This window comes from Cupriavidus sp. OTU4054 (genome assembly GCF_038440175.1).
In the GTDB taxonomy this organism is placed as follows: Bacteria; Pseudomonadota; Gammaproteobacteria; order Burkholderiales; family Burkholderiaceae; genus Cupriavidus; species Cupriavidus pauculus_D.
Genome location: NZ_JASATF010000006.1, coordinates 173,361 through 197,735, shown reverse-complemented (window position 1 = coordinate 197,735; position 24,375 = coordinate 173,361). Strand labels below are relative to the sequence as shown.

Here is a 24,375-nt window from a genome sequence, read left to right as displayed (position 1 = left end):
CGTCATGCTTTACCTCTTCAAAGGCCAGTACGACGTTGACGGGAATCAGTCGAGCTTGATGCCGACGCTCTTGACCACCTTGTCCCACTTCTGCGAATCGCGATTCACGAGCTGCGTGAACTCCACGGGGCCGAGCGCGGCCGGCTCCATGCCCTGCTTGGTAATCGACTCGCGGATCGAAGGCTGGTTGACCACCGCCGCAATTTCCTGCGCAAGGCGGTTGACCACGGGCATCGGCGTGCCACCGGTCGTAAAGACGCCGTACCACGACACCACCTCATAGCCCGGCACGCCCGACTCGGCAATCGTCGGCACGTTCGGCATCGTCTTCACGCGCTCGGTGCTCGTCACGGCGATGATGCGGACCTTGCCCGAGTCCGCGCCGGCCTTGGCCGAGGGCAGGCTCGCGAACGTCATCTGCGCCTGGCCTGCCATCACATCCTGCATGGCCGGTGCGTCGCCGCGGTACGGGATATGCGTGATCTGCACGCCGGCCATGCTCTTGAACAGTTCAGCCGACAGGTGCGAGATCGTGCCATTGCCCGGCGACGTCACGTTGAGCTTGCCCGGATTCGCCTTCGCGTAGGCCAGCAGTTCCTGCACGTTCTTGACGGGCAGATCGTTGTTCACGACCAGCGCGTTGGCGGACTTGGCCACCAGCGAAACCGGTTGCACGCCCTTCACCGGATCGTACGGCAGCTTGCTGTAGATCGACGGCGCGATGGCCTGGCCGCCGACCGAGCCGAGCAGCAGCACCGAGCCATCGGGCTTCGCGCGTGCCATTTCGGCCGTGGCCAGCGTGCTGCCGCCACCGGGCTTGTTCTCCACGACGATCGTGGTCTTGGTATTCAGCTGGAACTGCGTGGCAACGGTGCGCGCGATGACATCGTTGCCGCCGCCCGGCGCAAAGCCGACCAGCATGCGGAGGGGGCCCGCGGGCAGATCCTGAGCCATGCCCTGGGCTGCGGCCAGTGCGAGTGCGAGAGCGGGGACGATCTTGGATAACGCCATGATGATTTCTCGGTAATTAGGTTAAGGGTGCTCTCAGGATGTCGTCGCTATGCTGGTCCAACGTGGCGGGACCGGCGTACCGGAGCCCGCTCTCTCTCTTTGTATTGATGCGTTACTTCTTGAACCGCACGACGGCCTCGCGCGATGCCTGCGTCTGCGGCAGCGTCGCGAGTTCGCCGAGCGTGACCGGCTTTGTGGGAAAGCGCAGCCGGTAGTAGCCCACGTCGCGCGGATGGCGCTGTTGTTCGTCGGCAATGAGTTCGGTCACGGTGAGCCCGCAGAAGCGGCCCTGGCACGGCCCCATGCCGCAGCGCAGGAACGCCTTCAGCTGGTTGGGTCCCTGGCAGCCGATGCGCGCTGCATGGCGGACCTGCTCCGCGGTGGCTTCCTCGCAGCGGCACACGATGGTGTCGCCCACGGGGCGGCGGAACTGTGGCAGCGGGCGGTACAGCACCTCGAAGAACTCGCGGCCGCGCGTCGCGCGTTCGAGGGACGCCAGATGCGTTGCCGCCTTGGCATCGCGCGTGGCCGTATCGATGCGCCCCAGTGCCGCGGCCGCATGCATGGCGGCGATGCGGCCGCGATGCTCGGCGGCCATCGCACCGGCGATGCCCGCGCCGTCACCGGCAATGGTCACATTGGGCACGGACGTCGCGCCCCATGCATCCACCTGCGGCTCCCAGCAATCCTGACGCTCGTTCCACACGTGCTCGGCGCCGATGGCGCGCGACAGGTTGGTGTTGGGCACCACGCCCTGATGCAGCAGCAACTGATCCACCGCGATCGTGCGGCGCTGGCCATCGGCTTCGTAGTGCAATTGCGCGACCTGCCCGTTGGCCCCGGCCACCGCCTCGAGCGCGGTCACGCCGCTGACGATTTTCACGGCCTTGCGCACCGCGCGCAGCAGCTTCAGACCCTTGCCGAGGTACGGCGAGCGCAGGAAGCCCCATGCATGCGGGAGCGCCGCGCGCCATTGGCCGCTTGCGGTGGTTTCCAGAATCGCGTCGAGCTTCACGCCGGCGTTCAGGTACTGGTACGCGAGCAGATAGAGCAGCGGACCGCCGCCCGCGAGCACGGTGCGGCCTTCGGGCACCACGCCCGACGTCTTCAGCAGGATCTGCGCGGCGCCGGCCGTGATCACGCCCGGCAGGGTCCAGCCCGGAATCGGGAACGGACGCTCCTGCGCGCCGGTGGCGAGGATGATGTGGCGGCAATGCAGCAGCGCGGCCTGCGGATCTTCGCCGGGGCGCGCCACGGAGTACGCGACTTCGTAGCCGGCCGGCGCACTGTTGGCTTCGGCCGCGCGCGCATTGACCGACCAGACGGTGGCGGACGACAGATGCCGCGCGCCGCTCGTGGCGAACGGCTCCAGCAGGTTCAGGCCATGCCAGTAGTCCTGGCCCAGGATCTCGCGGTTCTGCACGGGCGTGGTGCTGATCGCGCGATAGATCTGTCCGCCCGGCGCGGGCTGCTCGTCGATCAGTACCGTCGACAGGCCCAGCTGAGCGGCCTGCGTCGCGGCGGCGAGACCCGCGGGGCCCGCGCCCACCACGAGCAGATCGCACGTCATGATGTCGGCGCTCATACGGCCACCTCGCGCGCGCCAAGCTGGCGCTCCACGGTCATGCCGTCGCGCACGCGTGCCATGCACGCCTGCTGGTTGGGCCGGCCATCGATGCGTACGAGGCAGTCGTAGCAGACGCCCATCATGCAATAGGGGCCGCGCGCGGTGCCGGAGACCGCGGTATCGCGGCAGGCCAGTACGTTGGCGGCAAACAGGGCCGCGGCGACGCTGTCGCCCTCGCGGCATTCGAGCACGGTGCCATCGACGGTGACCCGTACCTTGCGTTCGGTCGCTTGCAGGACCGCCGCGTCAATGCGTCTGAACATGGAATCTCCGCGTCGAAAAAATGGACAGCTCGGGCGGCAGGGCACCCGCGGCGATCATCGGGGCGAGGTGCATCGCATGCGTTGCCGCCAGCGTGACGCCGCTGTGGCACGTGACGATGAACGCGCCGGGGTGCGTCGCCGACTGTTCGTAGACCGGAAAGCCGTCTTTCGCGCGCACGCGCAGCGCGGACCATGCCCGCACCGTGCGCACGTCGCGCAGCGCGGGCAGCGTGCGGACCGCGCGGTCCGCCAGCGTGGCGAGCACGGGCAGCGTCGTGATCTGGTCCGCGTAGCCCGCGTCTTCCTGCGAGTCCCCGACGAGCCAGCTGCCTTCGTCGTTCTGTCGCAGCGTGACCATCGGCGTATCGAGCAGACGGCGCGTGCGTTCCAGCACGAGAATCTGGCCGCGCTGCGGTGCCATCGGCAGGTCGATGCCGACCATGCGGCCGAGGTCCCCATTGCGCAGCCCGCCGGCCAGCACGATCTTGCGCGCGCGCACCTCGCCGTTCGGCGTGGTCAGCACGAAGTCGCCGCTGGCCTGCTGCACGATGTTCGTCACGCCGTGATTGGGCAGGTATTCGACGCCGCTCGTGCTGAACGCGGTATGGAACGCGCGCAGCAGCTTGAGCGGATTGACGATGCCGTCGTGCGGGGTCCAGATGGCACCCGTCACATCGGGGCCCAGGCCCGGCACCAGCGACGCGGCCTGATGATGGTCGAGCAGCTTCCACTCATACGGTTCCACACCCGGCTGCGCCATCAGCGTGTTGACCCACGCGAGGCGCGCCTCGACTTCGTAGTCGCCCATCAGCGGCGTCAGGCCGCCTTTCTGTTCGAGCGCGACGTCGATGCCGGTTTCCTTGAGGATATCGGCCGCGAGTTTCGGCCACAGGCGTGTGGAGTTCAGCGTCCAGCGGCTGTAGGCACCCATGCCGTAGCCCTTGCTCTGGAGCCAGACCAGCCCGAAGTTGCCGCGCGAGGCACGCAGCGCGATATCGCCTTCGTCGAGTACGGCGACGGTGCCCACGCTGCGGCGCAGGCCATATGCCACGGCGGAACCGACCAGACCGCCGCCGATCACGGCGACGTCGAACAGCGGATAGCGGTGAGGAGAGGCCGCGGTCATTAGCGGAGCCTCCCGTGGGGGATTTGCGGGCCCTGGGCCCTGCCTGGAATCATGTTCGGTACTCGCAAGAATCGTGACCGCACGGGGCTGTCAGTTTCGAACGAGTATGCGGAAGGGTGACCTATACGCGCAAATACGAATGCGTCAGGCGTCCATACGAAAACCTTATGGGGCGGTCGGCAGCGACAATGGCAGCGAGGCCGTCTCCGCCGCGATGACCTCGATCATCCGCTCGGTAAAACGGTCCACGAGCACGTTGGCGGGCCGGTTGCGGGCCAGCAGCAGGTAGCTGACGAACGGGATGCGGGGCAGGAACGGGCGAATGACCACCTCCGACATATGCATGCGGGCGACCAGCGGGTTGACGATGGCCACGCCGAGCCCGAGGCCGACCATCTTGCAGATCGTGGCGCCGTAAGGGGTCTCAAAGTGCATCTTGCGCCGGTCGTCGTCCACGAAGGCGGCATCGATCGCGGCCCGCAGGCCATCGCCGTGGCCCATGGAGATAAACGATTCGCCGGCCAGATCGACGGGCGTAAGCACCTCGCGCCCGGCAAGACGATGGCCCGGCGGCAGCACGCAACAGCCCGAGAGCTCGGCCACGGGCATGGCTTCCGTGACCACGGTGGGCGGCAGGAACGACACGAGCCCGAGGTCGCAATAGCGGCTGCCGACGCGCTCCGCCACCAGCTGGGTGCTGCCGGTTTCCATCGCCACGTTGACGTCGGGATAGTCGGCATGGAAACGCTGGAGCACCAGCGGCAGCACCGTCAGCGCAAGCGACGGCACCGTCGCGATACGTAGGCGGCCCTTGCCGAACTGGCGGATATTGCGGGCCGCGTCCTTGAGCGCATCGATGCCGACGAACGCGCGGTCCACCTCGCGCAGGAACGCCAGACCCTCCTCGGTGGGCGTCAGCCGCCCGGCCGTGCGCGTGAACAGCGTCAGGCCGGTCGAGTGTTCGAGCTGCGCGATCAGGCGGCTCACGTTCGGCTGCGAGGTGTAGAGCTCCGTCGCGGCGGCCGTCATCGAGCCGGAACGCATGACGGCCTGGAATGCGGCGATTTCCTTGAATTTCATGGGGGTGGGGGCGGCTTGTTATCGCTGCGATGGTATATCAGATCCGTATGCCTGCCCCGGAAAAACTGATTTGACGGTATGGGGTCACGATTTTCATACTGGGTGCCATCGAGAGAGGACTCCCCACATGGAAGCGAACCGCATGGAATCGAAAGTCAGCCGCCGCCTCACGCAGCCCACGGCGCCCGAAGTCTGCACGCATATCTACGCGCCGCGCCTGCGCGACTTCGGCGCCGGCTTCGGCTACCTGACGGACATCAACGCGGCGCATCTGCTGATGCTGCATGGCACGGGGCTGATTCCCGCCGACACGGCGGCAACGCTCGCGCGCGCGCTCGTGCGCATCGGGCAGGAAGGGCCCGACGCGGTGCCGCTCGATCCGCAGCGCGAGGATGCCTACTTCAACTACGAGGCGCGCCTGATGGCGGTGGCCGGTGCCGATGCGGGCGGGCGCCTGCACGTCGCGCGCAGCCGTAACGACATCCTTGCCACGCAGGACCGGTTGCGCGCGCGCGATGCCGTGCTGGGTTTGCTCGACACGCTCGCCGATACGCGCGGCGTCGTACTGCGGCAGGCGGCCGCGCATGCCGATACGGTCATGCCGGGCTATACGCACCTGCAGGCCGCGCAGCCGATTACCTACGGCTTCTATCTTGCTGGTGTCGCGCAATCGATGGGGCGCGACATGACGCGCCTGCGCCATGCGCTGGCGACGCTCGACGCGTGTCCGCTTGGCGCCGGTGCGCTGGCGGGTACCGCGTTCCCGATCGATCGCGCGGCCACGGCGCGGTGGCTGGGTTTCTCGGGCTACGTGGGGAACGCGCTCGATGCGGTGGCCTCGCGCGACTTCGCCTGGGAGATCCTGTCCGCGGTGACGATTGCCACGGTCACCTGGGGGCGCGTGGCGCAGGATCTGTTCGTGTGGGCGACCCCCGAGTTCGGGCTGATCGACTTTCCCGATAGCGTCGCGGGCACGTCGAGCATCATGCCGCAGAAGAAGAACCCCGTGGCGCTCGAGTACCTGAAGGGGAAGGGCGGCCATCTGCTCGGACTGCTGACGGCATCGCTGGCGGCGCTCAAAGGCACGCACTTCACGCACTCGGGCGATGGCAGCCGCGAGACGATGCGGGGTTTCTGGGAGGCGATGGTCGAGGCGCAGCGATGCGCGGAGGTCCTTCGCCTCGTGCTGGAACACGCGACGCCGCAACCGGCCACGATGCTGAATCGCGCGCGACGCGATTTCTCGTCGGCCACGGACCTCGCGGACATGCTCGTCCGCGACGCGGGCATGTCGTTCCGCGAGGCGCACCACGTGGTGGGCGCGGTCGTCCGCGAGGCGCTGGACCGGCATCTGCCCGCATGCGAGATCGACAGCACGATGGTGACGCGCGCGGCACTGGCCCACACGGGGCGCACGATCGCACTGGACGCGCATGTCGTGGCGGCATGCCTCGACCCCGTCCGCGGGGTCGCCTCCCGCACCGCGGCCGGCGGCCCGGCACCGGCGCTGGTGCGCGCCCAGGTGGAAACCCAGTCGGCCTCGCTGGCCGCCGATCGGGAGGCCATTACCGCCCAGCGCGGCGCCGTAGCGGCGAGCCGCGCCGCGCTGAAGCAGGCGACGGAAGCGCTTGCAGGCGCGGCGCATTGACGGGAACACAGCCCCTCCCGAGTCGGGCGGGCGAGGGGCTGCCTCATATTCCGAGCATCGATCCTCGATAATATTCGTCGTCCCCCGGCACCCCCCATGCTGAAATGCCTGTCCATCTCACGCGACAGCCATCGGGCAATCCATGACGAATCTGTCAGACCAGCACGCGCTGCAACTCCCGTCCCTCGTCCACACAGCAAAACGCCTGACCACCGACGCCGAAGCGATCGCCGCCGCGAAAGCCTTCGCCGCAGCCGTCAAGGACACCGCATCGCACCGAGACCGTGAGCGCATCCTGCCGTGGCAGGAACTGGACCAATGGTCGGCCAGCGGCCTCGGCGGCATCACCGTGCCGCGCGCCTACGGCGGCCCCGAAGTCTCGTACGTGACGCTGTCGGAAGTCTTCGCCATCGTCTGCGCCGCGGACCCGGCGCTCGGCCAGATCCCGCAAAACCACTTCGGCCTGCTCGGCGTGCTGAGGGAGATCGGCACCCCAGCGCAGAAGCAGCGCTTCTACAGCGAAGTCCTCGCAGGCCAACGGCTCGGGAATGCTGGCCCCGAACGCCGCTCGTCCACGAGCGCGACCATCCTGCAAACGACCACCCGTTTGCGCCGCACGCCGCAGGGCCTGCGCCTGACGGGCACGCGCTTCTACTCGACCGGCGCGCTGTTTGCCCACCGCGTCCCCGTGCGCGCGCTCGACGACGACGATCGCCCCGTGCAGGTCTGGGTCCCGCGAGACGCCGCCGGCCTCACCGTGATCGACGACTGGTCGTCGTTCGGCCAGCGCACCACCGCCAGCGGCACCGTGGAGCTCGACCACGTCGCCGTTTCGGAAGACGACGTGCTGCCCATCTGGCAACTCGCCGATCGCCCCGGCCTCTACGGTCCCACGTCACAGATCATTCAGGCCGCGATCGACCTCGGCATCGCCCAGGCCGCCTTCGACGAAGCCATCGCCTTCGTGCGCGCCCACGCCAGACCGTGGATCGACGCCAATGTCGAACGCGCCGCCGACGACCCGCATCTGATCGGGGACGTGGGCCGCCTCTCGGTCGAACTGCACGCCGCGCAGGCCGTGCTGCGGGAAGCCGCCGAAACCCTCGACAGCCTCGCCGCGTTCACGCGGCAGACGAACGACACGGAACTCGATCCGGACCTCAGCGCACAGGCATCGGTCGCCGTCGCCGAAGCCAAGGTCCTCACCACGGACATCGCGCTGAAGGCCAGCGAAAAACTGTTCGAACTCGCGGGTTCCTCGGCCACGCGCGCCGCCCATAACCTCGACCGTCACTGGCGCAACGCCCGCACGCACACGCTGCACGACCCGGTGCGCTGGAAGCTTCATCTGATCGGCAATTACTTCCTCAACGGCGCCCTGCCGGCCCGGCACTCGTGGAACTGAATCCGGAATCGAAATGACGCAGCTGTCCATCCCCGCCCCCCGTGCCGACGACCCCGCAAGCCGCCCCGCGCCAGCGCGCGCACCCTCGCGTGTGCCGGACCGTATCCGCGACGACGCGGAGGCCATCGCCGTGGCGCACAGGCTTGCCGACCAGTTCGCACCGGACGCCGCATTGCGCGACCGCGAACGCCGGCTGCCCTGGGCCGAACTCGATGCGCTGAGCGCCAGCGGCCTGCTCGCGATCACCGTGCCGCGTGCGTTCGGCGGCGCCGACGTCTCCACCGGCACGCTCGCCGAGGTCATTGCCATCCTCGCGGCCGCCGACGGCTCGATCGGCCAGATTCCGCAGAACCACTACTACGCGCTCGAAGTCGTGCGCGCGGGCGGTACCGAAGCGCAACAGCAATGGATCTACGACCGCGTACTGGCCGGCGAGCGCCTCGGCAACGCGCTTGCCGAGATCGGCCACAAGGATTTCAAGCGCCGCACGCGGCTGATTCCCGATGGCGACGGTTTCCGCGTCACGGGGCAGAAGTTCTATTGCACGGGCGCGGTCTTCGCGCACTGGATTCCGACGCTGGTGGTCGCGGAGGAGGGGACGGAGGCCGAGCCGAAGCCAGTCACCTATCTGGCCATCGTCCCGCGCGAGGCGGCGGGTGTGTCGATCGTCGATGACTGGGATGGCTTCGGTCAGCGTGTCACGGGCAGCGGCTCGGTCACGTTCGACGAGGTACGTGTGGAGAGAGACTGGGTCGTCCCGTTCCTTGCCTCGTTCGAAACGCCGACGACGATCGGACCGTTCGCGCAGATCCTGCACGCGGCCATCGACCTCGGCATCGGCCGCGGCGCTTTCGCGGCCACGCTGCCGTTTATCCGCGATCGCGCACGTCCCTGGATCGATGCGGGCGTCGCACGCGCCAGCGACGATCCGCTGACGATCCATCATGTCGGCGAGGTTCGCGTGAGCCTGCGTGCGGCGGAAGCGCTCGTACGGAGAGCGGGCCGGTTCGTCGATGCCGCGCAGCAGGCGCCCGACGAACGCACGGTCGCGGCCGCATCGATCGCCGTGGCCGAGGCCCGCGCCGCCACGACCACCGCGTCGCTGCTGGCCGGCACCCGGCTGTTCGAACTCGGCGGCACGGCCGCGACGCTCGACGGCCTGGGCCTCGACCGTTTCTGGCGCAATGCCCGCACGCATACGCTGCACGACCCCGTGCGTTGGAAGTACCACGCCATCGGCAACTACTACCTCAACGACAAGCTGCCGGCCCGCCACGGCGCGCTATGAAGTCCGCCGCGTTCGCTCAATCGTTGCGCTCGTCCTTCGGTAAATCCTTCAACTGATCGTGCGCGGTGAGGTCGCCGCCCTCGCCGAGCCGGTCCTCGCGATCTTTTCGCTCGCTGCGGCCCCGCGAAGGGCCCGTGCCGCCCGTACCCGGCTTCCAGCCGGGCCACGGACTGTCCTTGTCCTTGCGTGCATCGGGCATATCGTTCGGTTTGATCGTCATGGCGTTACTCCGTCACGGTAGATCTACGCAGTGACGCAATCTATGTGCCAAGCACGACGAACAGGAACCACAACACCACCGGCGCAATCAACGTCACCAGCGCGCCGTACACCATCAGGCTCCGGAAGAATGCCTGCCGATCGACGCCCTGCGCATTGGCCAGCACGAGCGCCCCATTGGTCGAGAACGGACTCACGTCCACGATCGTCGACGACACGGCCATCGCGGCGATAAACCCGATCGCGCTCACATCGCCGCCCTGCAGGAATGGCACCGCAAGCGGAATCAGCGAGCCCAGCACGGCCGTGGACGATGCAAAGGCCGACACCACCGCGCCGATAAAGCAGAGCAGCAGCGCCGCCATCAGCGGTGAAGTCAGTCCCGCCACGCTGTTCCCCACGAACGCGATCGTCCCCATCTTCTCGAGCACGCCCACGTAGGTGCTCACGCCCACGATCAGCATGATTTCGGGCCAAGAGATCTGATTGAGCGCCTCCTTCTGCAGATTGGGCGCCATCAGCGTCAGCAGCAATGCAATCGTCAGCGAGACGAAACCGATATCGAGCTTGAAGTAGAGCGTCAGCACGCCCAGCGCAACGAGCCCCATTACCGTGAGGTACTGGCAGAACGTTCCGGGCGCATCGTCCTTGCGCGCATCGTGCGCGGAGGCATCGTCGTCGAGATGCGCGACCACGGTGGCCCCGGCCATCGCCCGCGCGCTGAACGCCTCGTGCATGGCCATTCCGCCCGCCATCGCCGCCACGGGCTGCGCCACGCGCCGCGGCTTGCGCATCAGCCTCAGGCCACCGAGCAGGCAGAAAAGCCCCGCCGCGACGGCAAGATTGAAGCCGAGGCTGGCAAAGGCCGTGGCCATCTCGTTGAGCGGCAGCCCCGCCTTGTGCACGATCTTGTTCGTAATGCCGCCGTAGATGCTCATCGGGGAAAAGCCGCCACCCTGCGCGCCGTGCACGACCATCAGTCCCATCAGCAGCGGATTGATGCCATGCCGCGCGGCGAAGCCCAGCGCGATCGGCGCGATGATGGCCACCGCCGCGGGGCTCACGGCCCCGACCGACGTCAGCAGCGCCGCAATGCCGAACATGATCCATGGAATCGCCGCGATCCGCCCGCCCACGGCGCGTACCGAAAGCCGCACGAGCCAGTCGATGGTGCCGTTCTTCTGCGCCACCGCGAACAGATAGGTAATGCCGGCCAGCGTCAGGAACAGATCGGCCGGAAAACCCATGAAGATGGCCTTGGCGGGCATTCCTGCCACGAACGTGCCAACGAGAAAGGCGCCGACGAAGGCGAGGACCCCCATGTTGATGGGGAGTACCGTGGCCACGACGAACATCAGCGCGAGCACGGCGATGGATAGCAAATGTTGCGACACGGCTTGTCTCCGAGAATCTAGGAATCGTTTTATGGAGACGACGATAGGAGACGCCCGATGCCCACGTCAATTAAGCTCGGGCGCGAATCCTTACCCGCGCAGGAAAGAACGGTCGTTCAGAAGTGGTTCAGAAAGGCCGCTCGCCGATGATCTCGAGAAAAGGCGCAATGGCCGGATTGCCGTTGGCGGGCAGATGCGCGGCATACAGCTCCGCCTGCATCAGACCCTCGCCACGCAGCGCGAGATAGGCGAGCGCATCCGCGCGCATGCGCGACAGCGACCCCGGTACCACGGCCGCGCCGAATCCCGCTTCCACGAGCGCGAGAATCGTCGGAATCATGCTTTCCTGCACGATGCGCGGCGGCTTGCCCGTGCTCGCGAGCATACGGTGCAGCACCTGGCTGAAGTACCGCGAATACACGCGCGAGTATCCGATCAGGTCCAGCTCCGCCACCTGCGCGAGCGTCACGGACCGGCGCCGCGCGAGCGGATGTTCGCGCCGCACGGCCAGCACCATGGGCTCGGTATGCACGAGCTGCGGCACGAGGTCCGCATCGGCGAATGGCGGACGCAGCAGGGCGAGGTCGAGGCGACGATCATGCAGCGCGTCCGGCATCTCGTTCGAGTTCATCTCGCGCAGGTCCAGCGCGATGCCCGGGTAGCGCTGGCGAAACGCGAACATCGCCTGCGGCAGATCCGTGTAAGCGGCGCTCGGCGTAAGGCCGATCGTGAGCCGGCCCACCTTGCCGGTGCTGGCCTGCCGCACGGCCTGCACGGCCAGGCCGGCATCGGCCTGCAGCCGCTGGACGCGGCGGTAGAGCTCGGCGCCGGCCGGCGTCAGCCGCACCGAACGCGTCGTGCGTTCCAGCAGCCGGACCTCGAGCAGGGTTTCCAGCCGGCGAATCGCCTGGCTCAGCGGCGGCTGGCTGATATGCAGCCGCAGGGCGGCGCGCCCGAAATGGAGCTCCTCGGCCACCACGGCGAACATGTCCAGCAGCTTGCTGTCGGGCCAGATCATTATGTTTCCCAGCAAATCAATCCCGACAGAATAATGTATTGGACTACCTAATCGGTCGATTCGTACCATCGCAGCACGATATTTCAACCGATCTTTCCCTTCACGGGGCACCACCATGAAACGAATCGACCCTCGACGCCGGCGCCTGCTCGGCGCCACGCTGAGCGCCCTCGCGGGCAGCCTTGCAGTGCCCGTGGCGGCCCAGCCCGCCTACCCGAGCCAGCCGATCAAGTTCGTCGTCCCCTACGCGGCCGGCGGCAGCTCCGATACCCGCGCGCGCCAGCTTGCGCAGCTGATCGGCAAGTCGCTCGGCGTGCCCGTCGTGGTGGACAACAAGCCCGGCGCCAGCGGCAATATCGGCACGGGCCAGGTCGCGACGGCAAAGCCCGACGGCTATACGATCGGCCTCGGCAACTTCGCGCCGATGGCGGTCAACAAGTCGCTGTACACGCTCGGCTTCGATCCGATCAGGGACCTCGCGCCCATCGCGCTGATCGAGCGCGGCCCGCTCGTGCTCGGCGTGAACACGCAGTCGCCGTACCAGACGCTCGACGCACTGGTCAAGGCGTCGAAGGCCACGCCCAGCAAGCTCAATTACGCGTCCACGGGCGCGGGCAGCGCCTCCCACCTCGGCACCGAGCTGTTCCGGACCGTCGCGCAGGGGGAGGCCACGCACGTCGCCTATCGCGGCGGTGCGCCCGCGGTGAACGACCTGCTGGCCGGCAACGTCGACTTCTACCTCGAACTGCCGAGCCTGCTGATGCCGTATGCCACCGGCGATGCGCCGCGGCTGCGCCTGCTGGCCGTCTCTTCCGAGCGCCGCGTGCCGAGCCTGCCCAACGTGCCCACGTTCAAGGAACAGGGCTTTCCGGGCATGGTAATGTCCAACTGGTTCGGCGTCGTCGCGCCGGCCGGCACGTCGCCCGAGATCGTGCGCAAGCTCAACGACCATATCAATCGCGCGCTCAAGGACCCCGGCTACCGAAAGATCGTGGAAGCGCAGGGCGGCGAGGTCGCGGGCGGCTCGCCCTCGGAATTCCGTGACTTCATCAACAGCGAGAGCGATCGCTGGTCGCAGCTGATCCGCAAGCAGAACATCACCGTTCAATGACGCAGACATCGTTGGCACAAGCGGCAACATCTCCATGGGCCCTGTCGCTGCCGGAAGCGCGGCGACGCAGCCGCGAGCAGGACGCGGACCTCCGCGCATGGGTCTGCCTGTCCGATGGGGATATCGAGCAGAAAGGGGAGACGGGCGGAGGATCGCTCGCGGGCGTCGCCTTCGGCGTAAAGGACGTCATCGACGTCGCAGGCCTGCCCACGCGCTCCGGCGCCACGGCCACCAACAATATGCCGACCAACGACATGCCGCAACCATGGGATGCGGCCTGCGTCGCGCAACTGCGCGCAGCCGGCGCGGTACCCATTGGCAAGACGGTGACCGCGGAATTCGCATACATGTCGCCGGGTCCGACGCGCAATCCGCATCGGCTCGACCATACGCCCGGCGGTTCGTCCAGCGGCTCCGCGGCCGCGGTGGCCGCGGGTCATGTCGAGCTGGCATTGGGCACGCAGACGGGCGGCTCGATCATTCGTCCCGCGGCATTCTGCGGCGTCATCGGCTTCAAGCCGACCTTCGGACGCATCCATCGCGGCGGCATGCGCGTCCTCTGCGATTCGCTCGACACGATCGGCTGGTTCACGCGCACGCTCGACCAGTCCATCGCCACGGCACAGGCATTGCTCGGTCCCGACGCATCGGTGGCCATCGGTACGCAGGGCACACGTGCGCCACGCGTCGCGGTGCTGCCGAGCCGCGCGCTGGCAACGCTGAGTCCCGCGGCGGATGCCGCGCTCGTGCAAGGCGTTGCGAAATTGCGCGCGCTCGGCGCCGAGATCGTGGAGCCCTCGTGCGACGACGAGCAGGCCGAACTTCTCGCCGTGCACGGCGCGATCATGCACGCCGAGTTCGCGCGCGGGATGTTGCCCATCTTCGGCGCGCGCGGCGCTGGCCTGCGTACGCCAGACATCACGACGGCGACGCGCGAGGGGATCGAGAAGGGACTCGCCATCTCGCCGGCGGATTACGCGAAGCATCGGCAGGCGCGGGAGCGCCTTGCGCGTATCTGGGAGGATCGTTTCTCGGCGTTCGACGTCATTCTCGCGCCGAGCGCGCCGTCCGAAGCGCCGGCGGGGCTTGCCAGCACGGGCTCGTCGATCTTCAATCGCATCTGGTCGCTGCTGGGCTGGCCCTGCGTGCATCTGCCCACGGGCACGACGCCGCTGGGGTTGCCGGTTGGCGTGCAACTCGTGGCCACGCCCGCGCGCGACCTGCCGCTGCTTGCGTGGGCGCGCTGGCTCGGTCTGGCCGAGTCTGACTGAGTGCGACCGGGTGCGGCCTAGCGGGAACTAGCGGCGGTGGCGACCACCGGTGTCCCCAGCGACCAGTATCGCTCGGGCGCGCCGAGGTCGGCCAGTTGCTCGGCATTGAATAGCGGCAACTGGCTTTCGTAGGCTTCGATCGCGCGCATCTTCTGCGTCTGGAACGGTGCGATGGGTAGCGTCACGGGGGCGGCAAGCAGGCCTTCCTGCCACCAAGCCATCAGCCGGTTCTGGATCATGCCGGGCATGCGGCGATAGATCGCGTCCTCATAGAACAGCCATTGCACGGAAGGCGGCGCAGCCACGGGGTGGTCGCCTCCGGCATCGTCAGGCGGGGCCTTATGCGGCGCCAGAGGGGCGGAGTGCGCGGCGGCTTGGGCGGCGGCTTGGGCGGCGGATTGGGCGGCGGCTTGAGCGGCTGCACCAGCGGGCGCATCGGCATGCACGGCTTCACGCACGAGCATGCAGGCGGCGTTCACCAGCACATGATCGGAATGGAACAGGCCCAGCGGCGCGACGATCGTGCCATGCGGCTGCATCGCGAGAAGCCGCCCGAGCCGCACCGCGATATCGACGGGGTCGTAGCGCTTGCCGTACTGGCCATCGAGAAAGTCGAGCCACACGGGCTCGGCCGCCAGCATCGCCAGCGCCCGTGCATCCTCCTGACGCCGGGCATGTACCGACGCCTGAGCAGTGCGGAAGCCGGCCGCGCGATCCCAGTCGGGCGCATCGACGCCGTCGGGCGGGATACCCGCGAATACGGTGACGACCAACGGGTTGCGGCAGGCAGCAATCAGCGCGCCGCAGCTGAACACCGCATCGTCGAGATGCGGCGAGATGATTGTCAGCGATTCTGGGACTTGCATATTCATTCGGGTTGCCGGGGTGGAGGGGCTGCGCACTCTCGTGCTGCAATCCCCATGCCAGGCAGCCGCGGCATGCACGGCGCGGCACATCCCTGCCGCGGCATCCATGCAATGCAAATCTATCGCGCGTCACTGCAAGTTTTACTGGTCGCTTCCCAGTGCCGCCAGGACCTCTGCGGACTGCCGCACAAGCCCGATCCGCGGAAAGATGAAGCGCACGGCCGCATCGTGATGCTCGGCCGCGGCGCAGCTCATCGCATCCTCGGCCAGTACCAGCGTGTAGCCATGCTCGTAAGCGGCACGCGCCGTCGATTCCACGCCGATATTGGTCGAGATTCCCGCGAGCACGATCGTGTCGACGCCGCGACGGCGCAGTTGCAGGTCGAGCTCGGTGCCATGGAACGCGTTCCACTGCCGCTTGACGATCTGGATATCCCGCTCGCTGACTTCGAGCACGGCCGGCTGCGTCCACCAGTCCGCCGGCAGGCCGCCCGGTGTGCGCGGCGCGGGTTGATCGACGGGCTGCTGGAGCGCATCGCCGAAATCCGCGCTCCAGCCCACCCGCACGAGGACGACCGGCGCACCGACCTCACGGAAGCGCTTCGCGAGCGTTGCCGCCGTCGCGAGCGCCTCGGTCCCCGGACGAGGGGCCTTTCCGAATCCGAGAATGCCCTGCTGCAGGTCGATGAGTACCAGCGCGGTGGAGTGGGGAGCGAGCTTGTGCAACATGTGGGCCTCCATCAGGCATCCGCATCCGCGGTCATGGCCGCCTCGGCGGCGGAAGGTTTGCGGCCGTCGCGCGGACCGCCGCCGCCGCGCTCGTCGCGCAGGCGGCTCAGGCTGATTGCCGCGCCGATCGCGGCCACCGTGGCCGCCACGAACAACGCGCTGCGTGCCGCGCTCGACCGGTCGATGCTGAACAGCAGTGCCACGAAGGCCGTGCCCGTGGTCTGGCCAAGCAATCGCGTGGTCGCCTGCGCGCCGCTCGCACCGCCGCTCCGTTCGCGCGGCGTCGCGGAGATCATCGCGCGATTGTTCGGCGACTGGAAGAGGCCGAAGCCCAGTCCGCACAGGCCCGTGCGCCAGGCGATATCGAGGTTGCCCGCATCATGCGAGATCAGGCCGAGACTCAGCAGGCCGCCCATCATGCACAACAGGCCGACCCCGGCCAGCACACTCGCGGAATAGCGATCGGACAGCCGGCCCGATACCGCGGCCATCACGGCGACCATCAGCGGCCAGGGCGTGATCAGCAGCCCGGTTTCCTGCAAGCCGCGTCCGAGCTGGTATTCGAGGTAGAACGGCAGCGACACGAACGCGAGCATCTGCGTCATGAACGAACAGAACGAGGTGCCCACCGCCAGCGTGAACGCGCGGCTTCTGAACAGATCCACGGGCACCAGCGGCGCGGGTTTGCCCTGCTGGCGGCGCACGAGCACCCAGCCCAGCACGATCGCGAGCACGAGGCCGGCCGCGCCGGCCACACGCAGTGCGGGATGACCAAGGTGATCGACGCCGAGAATGAACAGCGCAAACACGATCGCCGAAAGCACCGCGCTCGGGTAATCGAATTCGCGCGGCTGGGCCGGTGTAAGCGGCAGCGCGCGCTTGCTCAGCGCCAGGGCGAAGATCGCCACCGGCACATTGATCGCGAACAGCCACGGCCAGGTGCCGAACGACAGGATCAGCGCGCCCAGCGACGGCCCCACCGCGATGGTCGCGCCCACGACCAGTGCGTTGAGGCCGATACCGCGGCCGAGCTTCGTCGGCGGATAGATAAAGCGAATCAGCGCCGTATTCACGCTCATGATGCCGGCACCGCCAATGCCCTGGAGCACGCGCGCGGCCACCAGCATCGGCAGGTTGACCGAGACCGCGCACAGCAGCGAACCGATAAGGAACGTCGCGAGCCCGGCGCGATAGACGCGCTTGTAACCGAGGATGTCACCGAGCGACGACAGCGGCAGCAGGCATACGGTCACCGTGAGCTGATAGGCATTGACGACCCAGATCGTGCTCGCAGGGTCCGCATTGAGGTCGCGCGAAATCGACGGCAACGCGATATTGGCGATGGACCCGTCAAGCACGGCCATGATCAGGCCGCAGAACACGGTGATGACGGCCCAGGTGCGCTGGGGTTTAGGTAGGCCTGGATACGGCTGCATGAGGGCGAGGGGGGCGAGGCGGGCGAGAAGCTGAGCTGAGCGGATCGGAGCAAAAACCGGCGCGTCAGTCTGGCGCGATCTTGCACCGCCGGACGAGTGACGGCCGCGACATTATCGTCCTCGCGCCCCAACTCCGCAAATCCGCTCGCCCACGCAACTGGCACGCTGTCGAATGTCTCAGCGAATGTCTCTATTTGTCTGCCTGGCCCCCGGGGCCGGATTCCGGAGTCTCGCCCGCGGCCGCGGCAGGCGCGCCCCGCTGGTGATAGGCGCGGACGGCCGCGTGGAGCGCCTGCGCGCGCTTGTCGATCTCGGCCGTCCACACGTCCGTCTCCCGGCACTGCCGTTCCACCTCGCGACACATCGCGACGATCGCGCGTTGTTCCACTATGCGGAAGGCTCCAGCCGCGCGATGGGCCCAATGGAAGAGCGCCTCGGTATCGCGGCGCTCGCGGCAACTGGCCAGCTGCGGCAGATCGGTATCGAGCTGCGTCCGCAGCAACGCGTCGTAGTAGGCGATCGGCTTGGCGGATAGCCCGGGGGCTGGGACGTCCGGTGCAGCGGGTCGCGGCGCCACGCGACGCAATGTCGCCTCGATATCGCCAAGCGAGGCGGGCTTGGCGATATGCCCCGCGAAGCCGCGCTGCCGCCAGTCTTTGCCGTCATCGGCCGACGCACCCTGCGGCGCGTCTCCGGCCGCATGCGTCAATGCGCTGAATGCAAGCACGGGCAGCGCCGGATGCGTGACCTGCAACGCGGCCAGCAACGCGTAGCCGTCCATGACCGGCATATGGATATCGGTCAGGACGATATCGAAGTCTCCACGCTCGAGCGCTTCGACTGCCTGACGTCCATCGCCCACGACGGTCGGGCGGCAGCCAAGCACCGCCAGTTGCTCGGCAATCAGCGTCTGGTTGAGCAGATTGTCCTCGGCCACCAGCACGCGCAGCGACCGGACGGCGTCGGGGACCGTGGTCGCGACGCCTGCCGCTGCCAGGGCGGGCAATGGCGCTGCCGTCGCGGCCGTCTCGGTCGTCTCGGTCGTCGCGTGCGTCTCGGTTGTCGCGTGGGTCTCCACCGCGCTTTCCATCGCAGTTTCCCCCGCGGTCCGCGCCCCGGTTTCCACCTCCGTCTCCACCGCCGCAATCACCCCTCGGTGATGGAACGACCCGACCTCGACGATGCCGCTCGCGCGCGGCGTGGCGTGGGGAGGGCCGTCGCGCGTGACCCATACGATATGGGCGGCATGGCCCTCGGACCGTTGTGCCAGATACGCGCGCAGTGCGCAGACGACCGGCAGATCGTAGTCCCCCGATACCAGCATCACATGCGGACGATTGACGTCGAGAAAGCGCTCGGCCGCGGCCATCGACTGCACCGCGTGCGTGCGCCATCCCCGCGCCTGCAGCCATGCCTCCGCATAGCCGCCGGTCTCGCTCTCCTGGCTCACGATCAGCGCGCTCGTGCCCCGCGATGGCGGCGGCGCCTTGGCGACCGTATCGCCCTCGCGCAGTCCCACGGGCACATGCACGGAGAAGGCGCTCCCGACGCCCTCCACGCTTTCGACGGCAATATGCCCGCCCATCAGTTCGCACAGCCGCGCGCAGATCGAGAGCCCGAGGCCGGTGCCGCCATAGCGGCTGGCCGTATTCGGCTCGGCCTGTACGAACGGATGGAAGATGCGCGCCACCAGCGTGGGCGGCATGCCGATGCCGGAATCCTTGACCTGGCAGACGAGTACCGTGCGGTCCTTTGCATCGGTTGTCAGGCGCGCGCTGAGCGTGACCTTGCCGCTTGACGTGAACTTGAATGCGTTGCTGAGCAGGTTGTTGACGACCTGCATGATGCGCGTGCGATCGCCGACGATCGTCGTGTCCAGCGAAGGCGAGATCAGCGGATAGAAGCGGACCGGCCTGTCCGCGATCATCGGGCAGTACGACAGCGCCAGGCTCTCGAGATCCTCGATCGGATGAAACGGCTCCATCACGAGCTTCATTTCTCCCGCGTCGATCTTCGAGAAGTCCAGGATATCGTTGACGATGCGGCGCAGTCCACTGGCGGCGACATCGAGCGCGCGCAGCCGCGACGCATGCGCATCGAGGCCCGGCGCGCGCGCGAGCAGTTCGAGGTTGCCGAGCAGCGCGTTGAGCGGGGTACGAATCTCGTGGCTCATCGCCGCAAAGAAGTTGGAGCGCGCGCGCATCATGCTCTCGGCCGTGCGCTGCGCGGCCCGCAGCCGTTCCTCGAGCTGCTGCTGTGCGGTGACATCCTGGATCGCGCAGAACAGCACGTCCTCCTCGCGATAGCGAACCGGCGCATAGGTGATCTGCAGAAAGCGCCGATCCTCGGGGGGCAGCTCGGGCTCGGCCGGCACGATGAACTGTGCCGTCGCCGCGAGGCGGCCCACCTTGATGTTCAGCGGCCCGGGCGGAAACGCGGACACGATATGCCGGGGCAGCCGTGGCGGCTCGCCGAGCCGCAGCAGCGTGTCGGCCAGCTGGTTCGACTTGACCACCGCGTCGTCGTGCAGCCTGACGATGCAGAGGCCGATCGGCGTGGTGCTGACCAGCACGTGATTGATCGTTTCGTTCTCGAGCGCGCGCGTCGCTTCCACATGGCTCCGCCGGAGCAGATGAATGTCCCAGTAGCGCGCGGTGATCAGGATCGCGGCGCTCAGCAGCAGCGCCAGTGCGCCGATGAGGGACAGATCGCTGGCCAGCGACGCGATCAGCGCACCCGCGGGCACGAAGTAGACGAAGGCGCCGAACCCCGCGCGCAACGGCTGCACCAGCAGGACGCCGGCGCGCGTGATCTCGAACTTCTCGCGCGGCGCCCGGCGTACCCGGGTAACGATGCGATCGAGTTCGGCCTGCGACATCGCGGGCAACGCGTCGATCGGCTGCTCGGCGCTGTTGAGCAGCAGCAGCGTGGCGCGGTCCTGCATCCGGCTCGTGCGCTGCAGCCGCGCCAGAAATTCCTCGACCGGAATCACGGCCGCGATCAGCGTGGTCGCGAATGCGCCCGAATAGACGGCGGAAACCACGGTCATGACGGGCGTGCCGAGCACGGGGTCGATGCTCGGCCCCAGCCAGACCTGTTCGTTGCGCCGGGGGACCGGTTGCCCGATACGCGCGCGCAGCGCCTCCCCGAGGCGGTCGCGAATATCGGTCGCGAGCGTCGCGGCGAGCAGCGTGGAATGGCCATGGCTGGGGTGATCGCGCGCGATGACGATCGCATACTCGGCCTGCACGTCGACGATATAGGCGCGATGATCGAGTTCGAAGGCCTGCTGCGTCGTGATCGCGGCAGTGGCGATCTGCTGCAGTTGCGCGAGCCGCTCGGGCAGGGCGCTGCCCCATGCCGCGCGCGTGGCGGGTGGCACGAGCACCGCGTATCCGGGGTCCAGTGCCTCGCCGATGCCGGTCTGCTGCACCTGCCGCACGATCTCGGCATCGGCGGGCTGCCGCGCGGGGGTCTCGCGGTTGTACCGCACGGTCAGGTCCGTGCGCCGCAGGAACGACACCTCGCCCTGCAGCATGAGCGAGATCGCGGCGACATGCTGGCCCACGAGGCTACGCCGGTCGTCGAGGTGCCGCGCGGCGGCCAGGCCCGCGAGCAGGGTCGCCGAGACCAGCACGATCGCGATCAGCAGGCCGATGGTCGCGTAGTACAGGTTCCGCTGGCGCCGGGCGTTTTGCGCCAGGGCCTCGAAAGCCTGCGCGAGCGCCTGCTCGGTGCGGTCGAGAATCTGCTGCATGGCGTGCGTCAGATCAGCCCGTTCTCATACGCGTAGCGGATCAGGTCCGTGTTGGTCTGAACGCTGAGCTTGCGCATGGCCACGGTCTTCTGGCTCGAGATCGTACTGACCGAGCGCCCGAGCTTGCTCGCGATCTCGTTGAGCTGGAAGCCCTGCGCATAGAGACGCACGACCTCGAGCTCGCGCAGTGTCAGATCCGTAGCGGGCGCGGTCATCGCCGCGGCGCTGTCGAGGACCGCGCGGATCGATGGCGAATAGAAGTGCCCATTGCTGACCGTGACGTGCACGCATGCGCGCACGATCTCGTCGAGTTCGTCCTCCTTGCTGACGAACGCGCGCACGCCGAGTTTCATCGCCCGCGTGACCACGCCGGGGTTGATCTGCGCGCTGACCACGACGATGCGCGTCTCGGGGTAGCGCCGCGCCAGCCGGCGCAGCAGATTGAAGCCATCCAGCGAGGTGTCGCCGTGGCCCATGCTGAAATCGGTCACGGCGACATCGACCGGGTTCTGGGCCAGCGCCGCAATCAGCTCGCTGCCATTCGTGCATTCGCACGTCACCTGAAATCCCGGCGTTCGATGCAGGCAGTCGCGCAACGCAACCACTACCAGGGGATGATCGTCGGCCAAGGCCACACGGAGGGTTTTCGCCGGCATCCTGAAATTCCTTTCCGCTGTCACGCAGCGTGCTCGTGGCAATCGCTCGTTAAAGTTTAATGCGTCTAAGAGAATAAGGAATACAAGGAATCTACTGACTCAGTCTGAATGGCATGCGAATGTGGAAATCGGAGAGAGGTAAGAGGCGTCTGTGATGACGAAGAGACAATGCGCTAAAGTCAGTCATTGTGTTTGTGATAATCAGATTGCGAAATAGTATTTCTACGAAATCAGAGAAATCGAGTGATGTCGGGAGAATTAAATTTCGCTAAGCAACGATTTAAGTTTCGGGCGGGTTTCGGCAAACTCGGGCCCCAGGACGGAACAGCCCGAAGGATGATGTGTCCCCCGGGCTGCTCCGTGCCTGCGGTAGGTAAGCCCATATGTCCCGCTACGTATGTCCCGCCACGTATACCCAGCCCCGTATGCCCAGCCCCGTATGTCAAGCGTCAAGCCGACACCCTTATCGATGCCGCTCGGGAACGACCATTGGCGCCAGCGCCGGCCGGCACTCAGGCGGTCTGGAGCCGTTCCGCCTGCCGCAGCAGCGCCTGTGGCAGCCCGCCGTACTGCGGCAGCAGGCGCATCACACGCTCCATGAACTGCATGCATCGCTGCGACTGCGCGGGTGCGCCCGGATGCACGAGCTCGGCAGCGGGGTGTTGCATCACGGGGTGGGTCGCGAGCCATGGCGGAACCGTCTTGGCGCCGCGCAGGCGCATCAGCATCAGCAACTCCACCGGGATGGCCTGTTCGACGGGATGGTCGAAGTCGAACAGGTTCGCGCCCGAGTCGAGGCGGCATTGCCGGATACGCCGCTCCGCGAGTTGCAGCATCGTCGCGGCGAACGTGCTTTCGTCCATCCGCCAGCGCTCGCGCGCCTGCGCAAGCGCCACGTCGGCTTTCTGAAACGTGGATGGCGGCACCGGGATGCCAAGTCCCTCGCCGGCAATGCCCACGATCATGCCGGCCATGCCGCCAATCTGGTGGGTGCCGGACAGCTCGCCATCGGCCTCGAACCAGGATTCCAGCGCGAACGCCGCCAGTTCGGACCAGTCGAGCGCCAGCAGCATGGCGATCTGCAGCGCCATGTCGCGCTCGTACACCTGCCGCCGGCAGGGTCCGCTCCACTGCTCCTTGTGAAGCGCGAGCGCATGCGTGCCGGCAAGCCCTTCCACAACGCCTAGCTGCAGCGACAGCCAGTTCGTCGCCGGCAGCGTTTCGCCGCCGCTGAGGTCGATGGCCCGCCATTGGCGCAGCCGGCCGAGCCAGTACATGGCACGCGCCGCACGCGGTAACGGCACTGCGTGCGGCGTGGCGAGAAACGTCGCGAGGGTGTCGCGGTACATGGCGTTCAGCGCCACAGCCTCGGCCTGTGCCGTGTGAATGACGGTTTGCCGAGCTAGTTCTGCCTCCATTCCTTTGGTGATCTTCCCTGGCATTTGAGATCTCGTCGTTGTGTGAAAGGCGACACTAAGGCGAGACGTATTTATGGTCCATCGGAATTTATCTAAAAGAAACAAAGCGTGATGTTGTTTCCTAGTATTCGAATGAGGTCCCGTTTGGAGGAGTGAGAATGAAATTTAAAGATATTGCTATTTAAGAGTGTGATCTGGTTGTGGAAAATCGCTAGGTTTTGAGTAAATGGCCACGCAAATACAGTCGCGTGGCGATCCAACAGGAAGAACATGATGAGAACTCCTATGTTTCGATGCCGCGTTGCCGCGGCGGGGGCCGCGCTCCTTGCGGGTCTTTCCACCTCGGTGCTCGCCACCGGCATGGTTCCCGAGACGTCGGTCGTGCTGCTCAACGAGGCCGACGGCGAGACGACGATGAACGTCAAGAACAGCGACGCGGTGCCGCAGCTCCTCCACTCGTCGATCAACCACATCGAGGAAGACACGGAAGACCTGGTCGTGGTCACGCCGCCGGTGGCGCGCGTGGAAGCCAACGAGACGCAGGTCGTGCGCTTCCTGTTGCGTACCAAGACGCCGCTCAAGACCGAGCGGCTGGCGCGCGCCGTCTTCGAAGGCATTCCGCCCAAGGAAACCAAGCCCGGCGAGGCGCGCGTGACGATGACCGTGCGCCAGGACCTGCCGCTGGTCATTCATCCCAGGGGCCTGCCGCTGGAACGCGAACCCTGGAAGCTGCTCAAGGTCTCGGTGACCGGCGGCGAGCTGGTCGTGACGAACGACAGCCCGTATGTCGTGCGCCTTGCGCAGAACGTGCAGTTCCAGCCCGGCGGCCAGACCGCCGAACTGCCCCGCCCTTACGTGCTGCCGAAGACCACCGTCAAGGTCGATCTGAAGGGCGGCCTCAAGGACGGTCCGAAGGACGCGCCGAAGGTGGCGCCCGCGGCGGCCGCCAGCCTGCGGCTGTTTCCCGCGACGTTGTATGGGTTTGCAGTGGAGAGCTATGACGCACCGCTGACTTCCGCACAGGCCGCCAAGTAGTCGTGTTGGAGCCTGTC

The 24,375-nt window shown here is 67.2% G+C and carries 20 protein-coding genes; 6 read left to right on the top strand and 14 right to left on the bottom strand.

Annotated elements, in window-relative coordinates; all coding sequences use genetic code 11:
• Nucleotides 1-45 precede the first annotated feature (45 nt).
• From AAHB16_RS10230 to AAHB16_RS10210, 5 genes are all read right to left on the bottom strand, one after another.
• On the bottom strand, nucleotides 46-1,011 hold the full coding sequence (locus AAHB16_RS10230; protein ID WP_223851760.1) for a Bug family tripartite tricarboxylate transporter substrate binding protein: 966 nt from the start codon (nucleotides 1,009-1,011) through the stop codon (nucleotides 46-48).
• 112 nt (nucleotides 1,012-1,123) lie between these two features.
• Complete coding sequence (locus AAHB16_RS10225) at nucleotides 1,124-2,596, bottom strand: FAD-dependent oxidoreductase (protein ID WP_446718079.1); 1,473 nt, start codon at nucleotides 2,594-2,596, stop codon at nucleotides 1,124-1,126.
• Entirely contained in the window at nucleotides 2,593-2,901 is a 309-nt protein-coding gene (locus AAHB16_RS10220; RefSeq protein WP_150374999.1) for a (2Fe-2S)-binding protein, read from the bottom strand. The genes AAHB16_RS10225 and AAHB16_RS10220 overlap by 4 nt, the downstream gene beginning before the upstream one ends.
• Nucleotides 2,885-4,027, bottom strand: coding sequence for an NAD(P)/FAD-dependent oxidoreductase (locus AAHB16_RS10215; RefSeq protein WP_150374998.1), 1,143 nt, complete (start codon nucleotides 4,025-4,027; stop codon nucleotides 2,885-2,887). Before AAHB16_RS10215 ends, AAHB16_RS10220 begins: the two co-directional genes overlap by 17 nt.
• Before the next feature lie 165 nt (nucleotides 4,028-4,192).
• A complete protein-coding gene (locus AAHB16_RS10210; protein WP_342050779.1) occupies nucleotides 4,193-5,107 on the bottom strand; it encodes a LysR substrate-binding domain-containing protein in 915 nt (304 codons plus the stop codon).
• Nucleotides 5,108-5,249: 142 nt separating this feature from the next.
• On the opposite strand from AAHB16_RS10210, the gene argH reads away from it, so the two are divergent.
• From argH to AAHB16_RS10195, 3 genes are all read left to right on the top strand, one after another.
• On the top strand, nucleotides 5,250-6,755 hold the full coding sequence (gene argH, locus AAHB16_RS10205) for an argininosuccinate lyase (protein WP_342050813.1): 1,506 nt from the start codon (nucleotides 5,250-5,252) through the stop codon (nucleotides 6,753-6,755).
• Nucleotides 6,756-6,897: 142 nt separating this feature from the next.
• Nucleotides 6,898-8,160 carry an SfnB family sulfur acquisition oxidoreductase gene (locus tag AAHB16_RS10200; protein ID WP_342050778.1) on the top strand — a complete coding sequence of 421 codons (1,263 nt, stop codon included), beginning with the start codon at nucleotides 6,898-6,900 and terminating at the stop codon, nucleotides 8,158-8,160.
• Between the two features lie 13 nt (nucleotides 8,161-8,173).
• A complete protein-coding gene (locus AAHB16_RS10195; protein WP_342050777.1) occupies nucleotides 8,174-9,448 on the top strand; it encodes an SfnB family sulfur acquisition oxidoreductase in 1,275 nt (424 codons plus the stop codon).
• Between the two features lie 16 nt (nucleotides 9,449-9,464).
• On the opposite strand, the gene AAHB16_RS10190 is transcribed toward AAHB16_RS10195, so the two are convergent.
• The 3 genes from AAHB16_RS10190 to AAHB16_RS10180 form a co-directional block, all read right to left on the bottom strand.
• Complete coding sequence (locus tag AAHB16_RS10190) at nucleotides 9,465-9,668, bottom strand: hypothetical protein (protein WP_342050776.1); 204 nt, start codon at nucleotides 9,666-9,668, stop codon at nucleotides 9,465-9,467.
• Nucleotides 9,669-9,708: 40 nt separating this feature from the next.
• The gene (locus tag AAHB16_RS10185; RefSeq protein ID WP_342050775.1) at nucleotides 9,709-11,061 is read right to left on the bottom strand and encodes an SLC13 family permease; all 1,353 of its coding nucleotides are present in this window, start codon (nucleotides 11,059-11,061) and stop codon (nucleotides 9,709-9,711) included.
• 127 nt (nucleotides 11,062-11,188) lie between these two features.
• Nucleotides 11,189-12,079, bottom strand: coding sequence for a LysR family transcriptional regulator (locus tag AAHB16_RS10180; RefSeq protein WP_150374992.1), 891 nt, complete (start codon nucleotides 12,077-12,079; stop codon nucleotides 11,189-11,191).
• Between the two features lie 115 nt (nucleotides 12,080-12,194).
• On the opposite strand from AAHB16_RS10180, the gene AAHB16_RS10175 reads away from it, so the two are divergent.
• Together AAHB16_RS10175 and AAHB16_RS10170 are read left to right on the top strand one after the other, a co-directional pair.
• Nucleotides 12,195-13,190, top strand: coding sequence for a Bug family tripartite tricarboxylate transporter substrate binding protein (locus tag AAHB16_RS10175; RefSeq protein WP_150374991.1), 996 nt, complete (start codon nucleotides 12,195-12,197; stop codon nucleotides 13,188-13,190).
• 11 nt (nucleotides 13,191-13,201) lie between these two features.
• Complete coding sequence (locus AAHB16_RS10170) at nucleotides 13,202-14,461, top strand: amidase (protein ID WP_342050774.1); 1,260 nt, start codon at nucleotides 13,202-13,204, stop codon at nucleotides 14,459-14,461.
• A gap of 17 nt (nucleotides 14,462-14,478) precedes the next feature.
• Here the strand turns inward: AAHB16_RS10170 and AAHB16_RS10165 are convergent, their stop codons facing one another.
• The 6 genes from AAHB16_RS10165 to AAHB16_RS10140 all read right to left on the bottom strand — a co-directional run bounded on the left by AAHB16_RS10165 (nucleotide 14,479) and on the right by AAHB16_RS10140 (nucleotide 23,254).
• Complete coding sequence (locus AAHB16_RS10165) at nucleotides 14,479-15,327, bottom strand: PIG-L deacetylase family protein (RefSeq protein ID WP_342050773.1); 849 nt, start codon at nucleotides 15,325-15,327, stop codon at nucleotides 14,479-14,481.
• 141 nt (nucleotides 15,328-15,468) lie between these two features.
• On the bottom strand, nucleotides 15,469-16,056 hold the full coding sequence (locus AAHB16_RS10160) for a hydrolase (RefSeq protein ID WP_150374988.1): 588 nt from the start codon (nucleotides 16,054-16,056) through the stop codon (nucleotides 15,469-15,471).
• Between the two features lie 11 nt (nucleotides 16,057-16,067).
• The gene (locus tag AAHB16_RS10155) at nucleotides 16,068-17,492 is read right to left on the bottom strand and encodes an MFS transporter (protein WP_150374987.1); all 1,425 of its coding nucleotides are present in this window, start codon (nucleotides 17,490-17,492) and stop codon (nucleotides 16,068-16,070) included.
• 190 nt (nucleotides 17,493-17,682) lie between these two features.
• Nucleotides 17,683-21,249, bottom strand: coding sequence for an ATP-binding protein (locus tag AAHB16_RS10150; protein ID WP_150374986.1), 3,567 nt, complete (start codon nucleotides 21,247-21,249; stop codon nucleotides 17,683-17,685).
• 8 nt (nucleotides 21,250-21,257) lie between these two features.
• Complete coding sequence (locus AAHB16_RS10145; protein ID WP_150374985.1) at nucleotides 21,258-21,905, bottom strand: response regulator transcription factor; 648 nt, start codon at nucleotides 21,903-21,905, stop codon at nucleotides 21,258-21,260.
• 512 nt (nucleotides 21,906-22,417) lie between these two features.
• Nucleotides 22,418-23,254 (bottom strand): hypothetical protein, encoded by an 837-nt coding sequence (locus AAHB16_RS10140; RefSeq protein WP_150374984.1) that lies wholly within the window; start codon nucleotides 23,252-23,254, stop codon nucleotides 22,418-22,420.
• Nucleotides 23,255-23,608: 354 nt separating this feature from the next.
• Between AAHB16_RS10140 and AAHB16_RS10135 the strand changes: the two genes are divergently transcribed.
• On the top strand, nucleotides 23,609-24,358 hold the full coding sequence (locus tag AAHB16_RS10135; protein WP_342050772.1) for a fimbria/pilus chaperone family protein: 750 nt from the start codon (nucleotides 23,609-23,611) through the stop codon (nucleotides 24,356-24,358).
• The last annotated feature ends 17 nt before the right edge of the window (nucleotides 24,359-24,375 follow it).

Bases quoted from the DNA above. Each gene is read 5' to 3' on its own strand.
- AAHB16_RS10230 (WP_223851760.1), bottom strand. From the start codon at position 1,011: ATGGCGTTATCCAAGATCGTCCCCGCTCTCGCACTCGCACTGGCCGCA.
- AAHB16_RS10225 (WP_446718079.1), bottom strand. From the start codon at position 2,596: ATGAGCGCCGACATCATGACGTGCGATCTGCTCGTGGTGGGCGCGGGC.
- AAHB16_RS10220 (WP_150374999.1), bottom strand. From the start codon at position 2,901: ATGTTCAGACGCATTGACGCGGCGGTCCTGCAAGCGACCGAACGCAAG.
- AAHB16_RS10215 (WP_150374998.1), bottom strand. From the start codon at position 4,027: ATGACCGCGGCCTCTCCTCACCGCTATCCGCTGTTCGACGTCGCCGTG.
- AAHB16_RS10210 (WP_342050779.1), bottom strand. From the start codon at position 5,107: ATGAAATTCAAGGAAATCGCCGCATTCCAGGCCGTCATGCGTTCCGGC.
- argH (WP_342050813.1), top strand. From the start codon at position 5,250: ATGGAATCGAAAGTCAGCCGCCGCCTCACGCAGCCCACGGCGCCCGAA.
- AAHB16_RS10200 (WP_342050778.1), top strand. From the start codon at position 6,898: ATGACGAATCTGTCAGACCAGCACGCGCTGCAACTCCCGTCCCTCGTC.
- AAHB16_RS10195 (WP_342050777.1), top strand. From the start codon at position 8,174: ATGACGCAGCTGTCCATCCCCGCCCCCCGTGCCGACGACCCCGCAAGC.
- AAHB16_RS10190 (WP_342050776.1), bottom strand. From the start codon at position 9,668: ATGACGATCAAACCGAACGATATGCCCGATGCACGCAAGGACAAGGAC.
- AAHB16_RS10180 (WP_150374992.1), bottom strand. From the start codon at position 12,079: ATGATCTGGCCCGACAGCAAGCTGCTGGACATGTTCGCCGTGGTGGCC.
- AAHB16_RS10175 (WP_150374991.1), top strand. From the start codon at position 12,195: ATGAAACGAATCGACCCTCGACGCCGGCGCCTGCTCGGCGCCACGCTG.
- AAHB16_RS10165 (WP_342050773.1), bottom strand. From the start codon at position 15,327: ATGCAAGTCCCAGAATCGCTGACAATCATCTCGCCGCATCTCGACGAT.
- AAHB16_RS10160 (WP_150374988.1), bottom strand. From the start codon at position 16,056: ATGTTGCACAAGCTCGCTCCCCACTCCACCGCGCTGGTACTCATCGAC.
- AAHB16_RS10155 (WP_150374987.1), bottom strand. From the start codon at position 17,492: ATGCAGCCGTATCCAGGCCTACCTAAACCCCAGCGCACCTGGGCCGTC.
- AAHB16_RS10150 (WP_150374986.1), bottom strand. From the start codon at position 21,249: ATGCAGCAGATTCTCGACCGCACCGAGCAGGCGCTCGCGCAGGCTTTC.
- AAHB16_RS10145 (WP_150374985.1), bottom strand. From the start codon at position 21,905: ATGCCGGCGAAAACCCTCCGTGTGGCCTTGGCCGACGATCATCCCCTG.
- AAHB16_RS10140 (WP_150374984.1), bottom strand. From the start codon at position 23,254: ATGTACCGCGACACCCTCGCGACGTTTCTCGCCACGCCGCACGCAGTG.
- AAHB16_RS10135 (WP_342050772.1), top strand. From the start codon at position 23,609: ATGTTTCGATGCCGCGTTGCCGCGGCGGGGGCCGCGCTCCTTGCGGGT.